Here is a 12,889-nt window from a genome sequence, read left to right as displayed (position 1 = left end):
CCGACTTCGAGGGCGGCGTGAATGACTCCGACCATCCCGACGCCCACGACAGCCCATCCGTGAGCTGCGCGAACACATCCTCGTAGGAGCCATCCGAATACAGCGCCATCCCCATCGAGAAGTACGCCATCACCCGCGCGGGCAAGGACCGGTGGCGCCGCTCAGTACGCCCCGCCTCCTCGATCACCGCGTCAACCACATCTGCGGGAAACACCCGCGTCAGCAACCCCACAGACACCAAATCCGACAACCGGACATCAGAAGACGGCTTCACCCAACCAGAACGCGGCATCCCCCCACAATAACCCAGAAGCGCTTAACTGAACGGTATTGTCCCTAAACCAAACTCCAGTACCTAACCAAACTAAACTGCTCCCCGCACCCGCGGGGATGGTCCCTTGTCCAGCCTCGGAGACAGCGCCATTCGCAACTGCTCCCCGCACCCGCGGGGATGGTCCCCCTGCCGAAGCCGCCGCGCGTCAGCGCATCCTCTGCTCCCCGCACCCGCGGGGATGGTCCCGCGAACCGCGCCGCGGGAGCCGCCACCGCTGACTGCTCCCCGCACCCGCGGGGATGGTCCCCGTCTGCGTCCGCCGCCTACATCCGCGCCTACCTGCTCCCCGCACCCGCGGGGATGGTCCCGCCGACGCAGTCGCCTGGGCCCGCGAGACGCTCTGCTCCCCGCACCCGCGGGGATGGTCCCCGTGACCACCGACCCGAAGCATCTCACCGAATCTGCTCCCCGCACCCGCGGGGATGGTCCCCGGAGTGGTCCGCCCCCGGGTGCGCGGTAGGCCTGCTCCCCGCACCCGCGGGGATGGTCCCGAGCGGCTCCAGCAGTACTACCTCGATGAGGGCTGCTCCCCGCACCCGCGGGGATGGTCCCGTGCTGGCCGAGTCGTTCGCCGAGACCGACGTCTGCTCCCCGCACCCGCGGGGATGGTCCCATGACCGGGAGGTGGGCCCAGCGGACCGCCGACTGCTCCCCGCACCCGCGGGGATGGTCCCCAGCCGTCGCTCGGCGACGCGCACGACATGGCCTGCTCCCCGCACCCGCGGGGATGGTCCTGGCTCGGTGACGTCATCGCCCGATGCCTGTCCCTGCTCCCCGCACCCGCGGGGATGGTCCCCGGTAGATGCCGCCCTCGTCCAGGCGGAAGGTCTGCTCCCCGCACCCGCGGGGATGGTCCCGTAGGGCGCCTTTACCCCCTGAATATGCGCCACTGCTCCCCGCACCCGCGGGGATGGTCCCAGACCGCTGCCGAGTCGGTGCCCTGAACCTTCTGCTCCCCGCACCCGCGGGGATGGTCCCGACGACGAGCGGACGCGCTGGGACGAGGCGCGCTGCTCCCCGCACCCGCGGGGATGGTCCCTCACCGAGACTCGCCGAGAACTTCCGAGCCTCCTGCTCCCCGCACCCGCGGGGATGGTCCCTCGCGGAGCCGGGCGGCGCCGCCGACGTAGCCCTGCTCCCCGCACCCGCGGGGATGGTCCCGGGCGGCCGAGAGCGGCCAGCACACCGGCGGCCTGCTCCCCGCACCCGCGGGGATGGTCCCCGCAAGCCCGGCTACTGCTACGTCGTCGCGGGCTGCTCCCCGCACCCGCGGGGATGGTCCCGTCCGCCCGCCCGCTCATGGCTGAGGCGTCGGCTGCTCCCCGCACCCGCGGGGATGGTCCTTCTACCCACTGGGCGGCAACCCTGGACGGGACCTGCTCCCCGCACCCGCGGGGATGGTCCCTCCCGCTCCTCGTCGCGGAACTCGTCGAGCATCTGCTCCCCGCACCCGCGGGGATGGTCCCTCCTTGCGGGCCGCGGCCGTGATGCTCTCCTTCTGCTCCCCGCACCCGCGGGGATGGTCCCTGGGTGACCCTGCCGGACGGGCGCCGGATCCTCTGCTCCCCGCACCCGCGGGGATGGTCCCCGACCGCGCGGCCGCTGTCCTCGACCGCGGCGCTGCTCCCCGCACCCGCGGGGATGGTCCCGCCACCATCTGGGTCCCCTGTCAGGTCACACCCTGCCTCCCCGCACCCGCGGGGATGGTCCCCGGCGCGGCTTCGAGCCGGAGGACGTCGCCACCTGCTCCCCGCACCCGCGGGGATGGTCCCTGGGAGTCGGGGCGGATCACGCCGACACCTCCCTGCTCCCCGCACCCGCGGGGATGGTCCCGTCTTGGACCTGTTCGAGGAACTGTGGTCCGACTGCTCCCCGCACCCGCGGGGATGGTCCCGAAGTCCGTTCCTGTCTCTCGGCTCGCGCGACCTGCTCCCCGCACCCGCGGGGATGGTCCCTGTGGCGGGAGTTCGTGGTCACCGCGACCGGCCTGCTCCCCGCACCCGCGGGGATGGTCCCCCGGCCCGCACGTTCTGGACCGGCCCGTCGGGCTGCTCCCCGCACCCGCGGGGATGGTCCCGTACTGCTGGACACCCTCGTACACCCCGGCGTCTGCTCCCCGCACCCGCGGGGATGGTCCCGGGTAGATGCTGCCGGCCTGCGTGGTCGGGCCCTGCTCCCCGCACCCGCGGGGATGGTCCCAGGTCGCACAGTGCCTCATGGTCGTACCGCTTCTGCTCCCCGCACCCGCGGGGATGGTCCCGGTCGTTGCCCGCATCTCTCCCGCCTTCCTCGCTGCTCCCCGCACCCGCGGGGGTGGTCCTGTCCGCCGCAGCGTGACCCGCCGGGGCCGGAGCTGCTCCCCGCGCCCGCGGGGATGGTCCCCGCCGCCACCCTTCCCGACGGAACGGCGGTTGCTGCTCCCCGCACCCGCGGGAATGGTCCTCGGTGTGCCGCTCGCCGACCTCGTTCGTGTGGGGTTGTCGGGCTCGGCAGAGTTCTTGACGTCCCTTGTGACGACGGACCGTGCGGCCTTGATGGTTTCTCCGATGCCCGTGCCGGGGCCCCCGCGCGATGGCGGAGATTGAGAGACCTGCCCGGCCCCCTGCCGCCGACAGCCTCGGGTACGGGCGGAAGATCAGTACCGCCGCTCGCGCGGATACGGCGTCGGCCGAGCAGAGGCGGGCAGCGGGCACAGCTCTTTGTGGAGGTGGAGCGTCATGCCGGGGCCGGTCGCGCCGGGTACCTCGTACCGCTCCGCCTCCTCGGCCGTCAGGTGCTGGTGACAGCGGTCGCACATCATCAGCAGGTCTCCCGGGGGTGGCAGGAGCAGGCGCAGGTGAGGCGCTCGGCGACGGCGTCGCCGACCCGGATGTCGGCCGGTCCGGGGCAGAGGCGGTGCCCCTCGTCCCATGATCCGGCCGTGCTGGTCCTGCACTCTGGGGAGGTATAGGTACTGCGTGATGCCTGCTGTGCGAGGGCGGTCATTTGGCCGCCTTCTTGCACCGCGGGCATCGGCAGGCCGGGTACACGAACTTCTCTTCCACAACCTCAACCGGGACGACTTCCGTCGTCGGGCGAAGGACGCGCGTGCGGCCGTACCGGTCCACCTCGTACACCTTGATCGTCATCATGGGTCGGCCCCGGCCTACGTCGATTGAGGGGCATCCAGCCAGATTGCCGTGCTGCCCGACTTCACACCCTGATGGTGTGTGTGCACGGTGAGCAGCGAATAGGTCGCCGGATGGCCACGCGTGGCCATGTAGCGGCCACAGCCAAAAGCGCGGGCGATGACACCTCAGACTGGGCACATGAGCCGCAACGACGCACTTCGGGCAGCCCGCTTACGCAAGGGATGGCGGACCGTCGAAGCCGCCGCGACGGCCATCACAGAGCACGGGCAACAGCTCCTCGACGACCGCCAGTTCACCGTTTCAGCTCGCACCTGGCGCCGTTGGGAAGGTGAACGTCCCGGCTGGCCGGCGGAGGAGACTGCGATCGTCATTCACGACGCGCTCGGCCGCTGGCCGGAGGACCTGGGCTTTACGACTCCGCCGGGCTGGATCCGGCCCGAGCACCACGAAGAAGAACAGGTGCGCCGCCAAGCTTTCGTCCCCGTCACCGCCGCCGCGCTCGTGGCGGGGCCGGTTGCGCCACAGCACGTCGACCCTGCTCTGATCGACTACTTCCAGCAGCAGCTGGAAGGGCACTACCGGGCCGACATGTTCCTCGGCCCTCACGACCTGATCGGCACCGTGTCGGCGCAGTACCAGCTCATCGACAAGCTGCTCCGCTCTGCGAAGGGCGAGACACGCCGCGGTCTTCTCCGTGTCGGTGCGGCCTACGCCGCGCTCGTCGGCTGGTTGTATCAGGATGCCGGAGACATGGGCGGCGCGGCTTTCTGGCGCGGCGTCACCCAGGAGATCGCGGTGCGGTCCCGTGACCCGCACCTCATCGGGTACTCGCTCGTCGGCCAGGCTCAGGTACGCACCGATCTCGGCGACGGACACGCGGTCGTCGACCTGTGCGAAGCCGTGCTCGACGACGCCGACCAGCTCGTCCCGAAGGTACGGATCATGGCCATGCAGCAGCAGGCGCACGGCGCCAGCCTCACCGGTGAACGTGGCCTGGTCGACCAGCTCATGGACCAGGCCGACCGGCTGTTGCCGCGCGTGGACGACGACCTTCCGTGGGGCAACGCATGCAGGCGCACGCCCGGATACCTCGAAGTGCAGCGGGCCACCTGCTACGGACGGCTCGGCCTCGGTGCGGAGGCCGGCGCACTCTGGTCGCAAGTCCTCGCGATCGTTCCGGAGACCGCCCGCCGGGACCGCGGGGTCTACATGGCCCGGCAGGCAACAGCTGCAGCGGCCGCGCGGGAGCCGGATCAGGCAGTGGAGATCGCCCGGACCGTGGCGACGATCGCGGTGGAGACCCGCTCGGCCAGGATGCGCAGGGAACTGGTCGCCCTGGAGCGTGCGATGCGGCCGTGGCAGGATGCCCCGGTCAGCCGGGATCTTGCGGAGATCCTGGAGCCCGTGAGCAAGGGGAGCTGAGCGTGGCCGAGGAACCGGTGCCGCTGACGGACCGTGCGATCGAGGGGCGGCTTCTGGAGCTCCGCGGCTGGTCACGGGTGGGTGATGAGATCACACGGTCCTTCGGCATCCGGTATCACGGTGGCGTCGCGATGATCGTGCACGTTGCTGATGTGGAGCGGCTCATCGGACACCACGCCGACATCGATCTGCGATGGGACACGATCCGGTTCGGGATCACTACGCACGACGCGGGCCACAAGCTGACCGACGCCGACTTCGACCTCGCGAAGCGCATTGACCAGATCGCGGCAGCGCACGGCGCCGAGCCCATCGATTGATGACCGGCCGATCCCGGACGCACGAACCCGCCCCCTCCCGCCCGAAGAGCGAATTCCAGGGGCGTTGTTCGTGATCGGCGGCGGTCGGCCAGCAGTCCGAGCATGCTCAGGCCCGGGGATGGGCTGGAACGGGGCTGTTCCCCGCACCCGCGGGGATGGTCCCGAGCCGACCTCCACGTATCAGGGCAGCAGCTCCCGCGCGGCGTAGTAGGCGTGCAGCGCGGCCTCGCTGCCGGAGCCCAGGGCGGTCATGATCCGCTGGAAGCGGGCGGAGCGCAGGTCGCCGGCCACGATGATGCGGGGGTGCTGGCCGGTCGGCGGACAGTAGCCGTCCCCGTCGCGGCTGAGGTCGCCGGACGGGGCGGTGGGCGCGTTCCCGATGCTCACGTAGACGGCATCTGCCGTGACCGCGCATTGTCCGCCGTCCCGGCTCACCGCGTCCGCCGTCACCGTGGCCCCTTCAAAGGAGTGCAGGGTCAGGTGCTCGACGGGCAGGAGTGTGACGCGGGGGTCGTCGCGGATCTCCTCGGTCTTGTACTCGTCGGCTTCTGGGTGAGTGATGAGCAGGCGGGTTTCGGTGGTCGGGTGGGCGCGCAGGAAGGTGCCGATGGGGCGGTCGCCGCCGAGGACGAGGAAGGTGCGGCCTTCGGCGTCGTCCGCGTCGGCCTGCCAGAGCGGGGGCAGGGTGAGGCCGCTGGGGGCGGTGATCCAGGCGACGTCCCGTGGCTGGAGGGGGCCGACGCCGGTGGCGACAACCGCGTACGGAGCGGTCAGGCGAGTACCGGTGTCCAGGGTGACGGTGACGTGGTCGTCGGCGGCGCGGAGTTCGACAGCGTAGTGGCCGAGTTCCAGGCGGCACAGCTGAGTGCTCTTCAGCTCCGTAGTGATGGAGTCGGCGAGCTCGGGGCCGCTGGTGCAGCCGCCAAGGACGTTGTTCAGGGCCGGGATGCGGTACAGGTTGCGGCACAGGGCGTCCGGCTCGATCAGGACCGAGTGCATGCCGACACTGGCGGCCATGCGGGCGGCGGCGCAGCCGGCCGGTCCGCCGCCGATGATGATCAGGTCCGTGTCGTGGGTGATGGGCGAACCGGTGTGGGACGGTGTGTCGGCCATGGGGCTATTCCAGCACCGTGGCCCCTGCGTACGCAGTGAGCTGTCCCATTACATGCTCTGCGGTGACGAGTTGGCCGGTCCCGATCAGGCGGCGGGCGACGACGAGTCCGGCATCGTGGACGTCCGGGCCGGCGTCGCTCGCCGAGGCGTCGGTGACGATCCAGGGTGCGTAGCCGTGCTCGAAGGCGTCGGCGGCGGACTTGAGGACGCAGCTCTCGGTGGCGATCCCGCAGAAGACGAGGTCGGTCCAGCCGGCCCGGCGGATCAGTTCGGTGGCATCGGGGGTGAAGAGCGTGTACCCGGTCTTGTCGATGACCGCGTGCGCGTGGACGGCGGCCTGGGTGAGCGCGGGGACGATGTCGGTCTCGGGCGGCTCCTGGAGCCGGTGCCACTGGAAGAAGCGCTCGTAGGAGCTGCCGTGGTAGTTGAAATAGCGGGTGAAGATCACGGGTCGGTCTGCGGCGGACCACTGGGCGACCATGTCGGAGACCGCCGGCACGGCGTGGCGGCTGTGGTGGTTCACGAAGCCGTTCTGCATGTCGACCACGACCAGCGCGGCGCCACCGATGTCCATCCGCTGTCTCTCCTGCCCATGTCCTCACCCGACGCTCTCGCGTAGAGCGTCCTGTGCGGCGCGCAGCCGTTCGGCCAGCCCGATGGTCTTCCCGCCCGCTTGTCGAGCCTGGCGCGCCCGCTGCCTCACCAATCCGAGCCTGCGCTGCGAGGACGGCGAAAGCCTCAACGCCCTCCCCCGGCCGGGCCAACTTCGGCGTGCGACCGATCTCTCGTTCCTCGAAAGATCGGTTTCCGATCCGGGCATAGCTCCCTGAAAATAGGCAGGCTGGCAGGCTCTGCGATGATCGCTTTGCACTGCCGTCCCTTGAAGCTTGAGCAGAAGAACTGAGACCGATATGCCAGTTTTGCCAGACTCGGCGAAAGTATGGGAAAACTGCGCGCCGCCGCGATAAAGCCGCAGGTCGCGCAGCCTGCTCCCCGCGCCCGCGGGGATGGTCCCAGTCCGGACTCCACCTTGAGGTGCAGGCCGCGCTGCTCCCCGCGCCCGCGGGGATGGTCCGGAGAGAGATGACGACCACAGTGGAGCCGCCCGCTGCTCCCCGCGCCCGCGGGGATGGTCCCGTCCGCTCCAGACCCTCGTCGGCCGCGTGCTGCTGCTCCCCGCGCCCGCGGGGATGGTCCCGCGATGTGCTTTCACGACACGTCGCCAGGGTACTGCTCCCCGCGCCCGCGGGGATGGTCCCTTCTTCCAGTTGAAGAGGAAGATGACGGCAGTCTGCTCCCCGCGCCCGCGGGGATGGTCCCGCGCCGCCTCAGCGGTGACGATCAGCAGCATCCTGCTCCCCGCGCCCGCGGGGATGGTCCCCGGCGTCGTCGCCGCGGACTCCGAAGCACATCCTGCTCCCCGCGCCCGCGGGGATGGTCCCGCCCGGACCGGTGAGGCCGCCGAGCTGGTCGACTGCTCCCCGCGCCCGCGGGGATGGTCCCTGCCCCGTTGAGGACCTTGGCCGTCACGTTCACTGCTCCCCGCGCCCGCGGGGATGGTCCCCCGGTCACGATCGCCTGGCCCGGCGTGACGACCTGCTCCCCGCGCCCGCGGGGATGGTCCCTTCGACGAAGGAACCCGTGATGAACAAGAACACTGCTCCCCGCACCCGCGGGGATGGTCCCAATGGCTCGCTAGGTGCTGTGACCGTGAAGGTTCGCCGGGTTGGTGGTCGCGACGGTTGGATGTGCGGTGACGTCCGATCCGATCGCTGGAGGCGCGGTGGCTGAGCCTGTCCGTGTACGCAGACTGACCGACCAGGAGGGGCAGAAGCTGCAGCAGATCGTGCGCCGGGGCAGCACGAGTTCGGTGCGCTACCGGCACGCGATGATGCTGCTCGCCTCGGCGGGAACCGGGTGCCGGTGATCGCCCAGCTGGTCCAGGCCGACGAGGACACCGTGCGCGATCTGATCCACCGCTTCAACGAGATCGGCCTGGCCTGCCTGGACCCTCAGTGGGCGGGAGGCCGTCCCCGCCTACCCAGTCGTGACGACGAGGACTTCGTCATCCGGACGGCCACCACTCGCCCCAGCAAGCTCGGCCAGCCCTTCACCCGCTGGTCGATCCGCAAACTCGCCGCCTACCTGCGGAAAGCGCACGGACGTGTCATCCGCATCGGCCGTGAAGCCTTACGGTGCCTGCTCTGGCGCCGCGGCATCACCTTCCAGCGCACCAAGACCTGGAAGAAGTCACCCGACCCTGATCGCGATGCCAAGCTCGACCGGATCGAGCAGGTGCTGGACCGCTTCCCGGACCGGGTCTTCGCCTTCGACGAGTTCGGGCCCCTGGGGATCCGGCCCATCGCGGGCTCCTGCTGGGCGAAGCAGGCCAAGCCCAACCGGCTGCCGGCGACCTACCGTCGCACCCACGGCGTCACCTACTTCCACGGCTGCTACTCCGTGGGCGACGACCGCCTGTGGGGCGTCAACTGCCGCCGCAAGGGCACCGCCAACACCCTGGCCGCGCTCAAGTTGATCCGCGCCACCCGACCCGACGACGCGCCGATCTACATCATCCTGGACAACCTCTCCTCCCACACCGGGGCGGACATCCGCCGCTGGACGAAGAAGAACAAGGTCGAGCTGTGCTTCACCCCGACCTACGCTTCCTGGGCCAACCCGATCGAGGCCCACTTCGGCCCGCTGCGGCAGTTCACCCTGGCCAACTCCCACCACCGCAGCCACCCCGCGCAAACCCAGGCACTGCACCGCTACCTGCGCTGGCGCAACACCAACGCCCGCCACCCCGACGTACTCGCCGCCCAACGCAAGGAACGTGCCCGCATCCGCAGCGAAAAGGGCATCCGCTAGGGCGGACGCCCCCTCAACACCGCGGCCTGACCAACTGCGAACCGCAGCCCCCGAGCGCCGAAGGGGGCAAGTTCAGGAGAAGGACAGCGACAGAAGGATGACTCAGGAGGCGGACGGCTCGATCTCCCCCGCAAAGACGATGACCTGGTCGATGAGGCTCCGCCGCAGATGGACGACGTCCGTTCCCGCCAGGCGGGGGCCTCCACCCGGCGTGGTGAAGACCCACTGGTACCGGGCCCACTCGTCAGGCATGTCCACCGCTGAGCAGCGCACCATCGTGCCGGTCCCCGCCGGGTGGCGCCGGATGTCCAGCACGAACCGCTCGACCGCCGCGATTCCTTCGCTGCGGCCCAACGGCCCCCAGAAGACCACGTCTGAGGTCAGGGCCTGGGAGAGCAGGGCAGTCACATAGCTGTCGTCCGAGGCGTTGAACGCGGAGATGAACGTGTCGATCGCGGAGCGTGCGGTCTCTTCCTGCATGCCCCAGTAATACCAGCCGTTTCGCGTGCGCTCGTCCCGCGAGCCGCCTTCCGATCACGGTGAACCATCCCGGTCACAGCACTAGCGCAGGAGTTGACCAGTGGCTGCTCCCCGCACCCGCGGGGATGGTCCCCCCGTAGCCCTGTACGAGATCGAGCTCCGGGGCTGCTCCCCGCACCCACGGGGATGGCCTCCCTGTACAAGGACGCCCTGTGGCCCAGGCTCGCCCGCGCCACCCGCAGCCGGTGGTTGTTGTCCGCGGACAACAACCACCGGTTTGTTGTCCGCGGACAACAAACCGTCTCAGCGCGCCATCGAAGCCAGCCGCGCGAAGTGCCCCTGGAACGCCAGGTCCACGATGCGTCCGCTCGCGCCGTTCCTGTTCTTCGCGACGATCGCCTCCACCGCTCCCGCCTTGGGGCCGGTGTCCGTGCCGTCCTCGGCAAGTTCGCGGTGGAGCAGGATGATGATGTTGGAGTCCTGCTCGATGGCGGACGACTCCTTGAAGTCGGACACCAGCGGTCTGCGTCCCACCGCGCCGCGGTTGAACTGAGCCAGGGCCACGATCGGCGTCCTGAACTCCATGGCGATCAGTTTCAGTCCGCGGCTGATCTCGGCAACCTCCTGCGCCCGGTTCCCGGCTCTCGTCCTCTCCGGTGTCAGCAGCTGCAGGTAGTCGGCGACCACGAGGGCCGGGGCGTGGTCGCGGGATGCCATCCAGCGCATCCGGGCGCGGATCTTCGACAGGGTGAGGTTCGCCGAGTCGTCGAGGACGAAGTTGTGTGCGTTGGCGAGCCGGTCGCCGACCTGGGCTATCCGGTTCCAGTCGTCCTCGGTCGTCCGGCGGCGGATGAGACGGTCGAGGGGGACGCCGGCCTCGGCGGCGGTGAGGCGGGCCATGAGTTCACCGCCCCCCATCTCCATGCTGGCGACCAGCACGGGACGTTCTCTTCGCAGGGCGACGTGAGCGGCGAGGTTCATTCCGAAGAGTGACTTGCCTCCGGCCGTGGTGGCTCCCACGGTGACGAGCTGGCCGGGCTTCAGTTCGACGTACTCGTTGAGATCGGCCCACGGGGTGTCCAGCGCCTCGGGGTCGGCACCCGCGTCGAGCTGGTCCAGGAAACCGGCCCAGCGGTCCGCAACGGACAGCAGTGGTTCGGCAGTTGACGTTCCCGAAGCCGCGGCCTGGAGCTCGGCCATCGCTTCCTCGACGACCTGGCCCGCCTCCTCCGTACCGGCGTGAGCGAGCTGCACCATACGCGTTCCTGCCTCGATCACCCGCCGCAGCGCCGCCCGTTCACGCACGATCTCGGCGTAGTGCGCCGCATGGCCCGTGGTGGGCACAGTGTTGACCAGCGAATGCAGGTAAGCCGGTCCGCCGACCCTGGCCAGGTCGCCGCGGCGCTGGAGTTCGGCGGCCAGCGTGATCGGGTCGATCCGCGGGGTGGAGCTGCTCGCCGCGTACATGTCCAGCACTGCCCGGTAGATGGTCTCGTGGTGCGGCAGGTAGAAGTCCGCCGGGTCACCGAGGATCGCGTCGACTTCCTCGATCGCGCGCACCGACAGCATCAGGGCTCCGAGCACGGCCTGTTCGGCCGCGGTGTCCTGAGGGAGACCCCGCTGGGGAACGTCCTGTTGCGACGAGGTCCCGTCCCGGTGGGAAGGGCCCTGGAAGGGGTCGGTTGTCATGTGCGCGGGCTCCGTCGGCTGTTGGCATACGGGTGTGTGTGGGCCGGTTGGGTCAATTGCGTGGCGATACGGATTCGATCACTGACCCCTTGCAAGCCTCCAGGAGGCCCTCTGGAGGGCTTTGAGGGGGCGTCACGGGCAATCTCTTATCCAGACCTCTCACAGGCCTTCAGGCGGGCGTGTGTGACTTTCCGGCTCTGCTGGGGTGGCATTCGGGGCACGGGCTCACCTGGAGCAGCCCGTTGGAGTCGGTGCCGCTGCGCAGGCGGCTGACCTCGTCGCAGTCGAGATGGCGGCAGTACGGGGGAACCTCGGCCACCGGGGACTGGGCGTAGGCGTGGGCGGGCGGATCTGCCTGGGCAGGCACCGTTCGCGTGCGCCTGCGCCGGACGAGGTCCCGGATCCGGGTCTTCAGAGCTGCCTGGGGGTTGTGGGCCCCGCCCGGGTTCTTCGTCAGTTCGGCAGCAAGGAAGTCATCCAGCTCCCAGCCCTGAGCCGTAGCGCTTTCGACGAGCAGCGGTGCGTAGCGCTGTGCGGTCACCCTGCCCACGGCCCAGGGCCCCGGAAGTTCCTGAAGGAACTCAACCGCGGCGGCGAGCTGTTCCGGCGTGGCTGCCACAGCCCCCTCCTCCGCCGCCCGCGCAGCGGCGTCACGGTCGGAAGCAAGTTCCGGGAGAGGCGTGAGGGGGCTGGGGGAGGAGGTATCCACCTCCTCCGGGGGGGGTACGGGGGGGAAACCGCCATTGGAGGCACATGGTGCGACCTGCGGTTTTGCCTGGTCAGCCAGGTCTGGTGAATCACCACGCCCGGTCATTGGAGGCACATGGTGCGACCTGCGGTTTTCCGTTTTGTCCACACCGGTCTTCGACCACACCCGGTCATTGGAGGCATGTGGTGCGACCTGCGGTTTTGTGGAATCGGCAGGTACGACCTCGATCTGTTCCTGAGGGGGTTTCGGCCGCTTGGAGATCTCGTAGCGCATGCCCGCGATCTGTCCTCCCTCGCCGCGCAGCCGGTAGGCGCGGATGTACCCGGCCTTGCGGATCAGGGCGAGCTCACGGCGTACGGCGTCCTCGCCCAGGGGCCGGCCGTTGGCGCTCTTCCACCCGAGAGCGCGGAACCAGCCGACGAGCTCGTCGACGCCGAATTCCTCACCGGCGGGCAGGAACCAGATGGCCTGGAGCACCGCGATGGTCATCGGCTGCCAGCCATGACCGAAGAAGGTCTCGTCCGTGATGGTGACCGACGGCTCGGGCTCGACGGCCCGTGCCCATGTCTCCCTGAGGCCCTGGGGAGACCGTGCGGGGCTCACAGCTCCACCTCCGTGGCGAGAAGGCGGGTGGGGCACACAGGCGCTGTGAGAGGGGGCCTGGCGGGACGGAAGGGTCCCGTGACCGGGGCGCGGTGAGGGCGGTACACGTCGTACATGAGGGTGGTTCTCCCCTGGATATGGGGGAGTCGCAGAAGCGCTGTGACCAGTTCCGCAGAACTCTGTTTCCGGGCCCTCATGGCTTCCGGGAGTCGAGTCG

At 69.8% G+C, this 12,889-nt stretch carries 10 protein-coding genes, 1 pseudogene and 2 CRISPR repeat arrays; of the genes and pseudogenes, 3 read left to right on the top strand and 8 right to left on the bottom strand.

The genetic code is table 11. The features are described from left to right. The 3 genes from BT364_RS32175 to BT364_RS41175 form a co-directional block, all read right to left on the bottom strand. Positions 1–292: transposase domain-containing protein (locus BT364_RS32175; RefSeq protein ID WP_177328319.1), on the bottom strand; the 292-nt coding region annotated here is incomplete at its 3' end. A 77-nt stretch (positions 293–369) separates the two neighbouring features. After that, positions 370–2,777: direct repeats of the CRISPR family, unit length 29 nt; unit sequence CTGCTCCCCGCACCCGCGGGGATGGTCCC. A gap of 192 nt (positions 2,778–2,969) precedes the next feature. Beyond that, positions 2,970–3,134: a hypothetical protein gene (locus tag BT364_RS41945; RefSeq protein WP_177328318.1), complete on the bottom strand. Its 165-nt coding sequence runs from the start codon at positions 3,132–3,134 to the stop codon at positions 2,970–2,972. Further along, a complete protein-coding gene (locus BT364_RS41175) occupies positions 3,134–3,319 on the bottom strand; it encodes a hypothetical protein (protein ID WP_143166581.1) in 186 nt (61 codons plus the stop codon). The genes BT364_RS41945 and BT364_RS41175 overlap by 1 nt, the downstream gene beginning before the upstream one ends. A gap of 323 nt (positions 3,320–3,642) precedes the next feature. Between BT364_RS41175 and BT364_RS32170 the strand changes: the two genes are divergently transcribed. Both BT364_RS32170 and BT364_RS32165 read left to right on the top strand, forming a co-directional pair. Next, a complete protein-coding gene (locus tag BT364_RS32170; RefSeq protein WP_072488737.1) occupies positions 3,643–4,887 on the top strand; it encodes an NsdA family TPR-like regulatory protein in 1,245 nt (414 codons plus the stop codon). 2 nt (positions 4,888–4,889) lie between these two features. Next, positions 4,890–5,207: a 4a-hydroxytetrahydrobiopterin dehydratase gene (locus BT364_RS32165; RefSeq protein WP_107408360.1), complete on the top strand. Its 318-nt coding sequence runs from the start codon at positions 4,890–4,892 to the stop codon at positions 5,205–5,207. Positions 5,208–5,387: 180 nt separating this feature from the next. Here the strand turns inward: BT364_RS32165 and BT364_RS32160 are convergent, their stop codons facing one another. After that, a complete protein-coding gene (locus tag BT364_RS32160) occupies positions 5,388–6,320 on the bottom strand; it encodes an FAD-dependent oxidoreductase (RefSeq protein ID WP_072488736.1) in 933 nt (310 codons plus the stop codon). A gap of 4 nt (positions 6,321–6,324) precedes the next feature. Then, positions 6,325–6,894, bottom strand: a complete 570-nt coding sequence (locus BT364_RS32155) for a cysteine hydrolase family protein (RefSeq protein ID WP_072488735.1) — start codon at positions 6,892–6,894, stop codon at positions 6,325–6,327. A gap of 412 nt (positions 6,895–7,306) precedes the next feature. After that, positions 7,307–8,006: direct repeats of the CRISPR family, unit length 29 nt; unit sequence CTGCTCCCCGCGCCCGCGGGGATGGTCCC. 97 nt (positions 8,007–8,103) lie between these two features. On the opposite strand from BT364_RS32155, the pseudogene BT364_RS32145 reads away from it, so the two are divergent. Next, positions 8,104–9,191 (top strand): annotated as a pseudogene (locus BT364_RS32145) (IS630 family transposase). Positions 9,192–9,293: 102 nt separating this feature from the next. Here BT364_RS32145 and BT364_RS32140 read toward each other — a convergent pair. From BT364_RS32140 to BT364_RS32130, 3 genes are all read right to left on the bottom strand, one after another. Beyond that, on the bottom strand, positions 9,294–9,671 hold the full coding sequence (locus BT364_RS32140) for a nuclear transport factor 2 family protein (RefSeq protein ID WP_072488733.1): 378 nt from the start codon (positions 9,669–9,671) through the stop codon (positions 9,294–9,296). Positions 9,672–9,974: 303 nt separating this feature from the next. Further along, complete coding sequence (locus BT364_RS32135; protein ID WP_072488732.1) at positions 9,975–11,360, bottom strand: replicative DNA helicase; 1,386 nt, start codon at positions 11,358–11,360, stop codon at positions 9,975–9,977. A 169-nt stretch (positions 11,361–11,529) separates the two neighbouring features. After that, positions 11,530–12,672, bottom strand: coding sequence for a hypothetical protein (locus BT364_RS32130; RefSeq protein WP_072488731.1), 1,143 nt, complete (start codon positions 12,670–12,672; stop codon positions 11,530–11,532). Positions 12,673–12,889 lie beyond the last annotated feature (217 nt).

Source organism: Streptomyces atratus, assembly GCF_900119365.1.
GTDB lineage: Bacteria > Actinomycetota > Actinomycetes > Streptomycetales > Streptomycetaceae > Streptomyces > Streptomyces atratus_B.
This window is presented reverse-complemented; position numbering and strand designations above follow the sequence as displayed.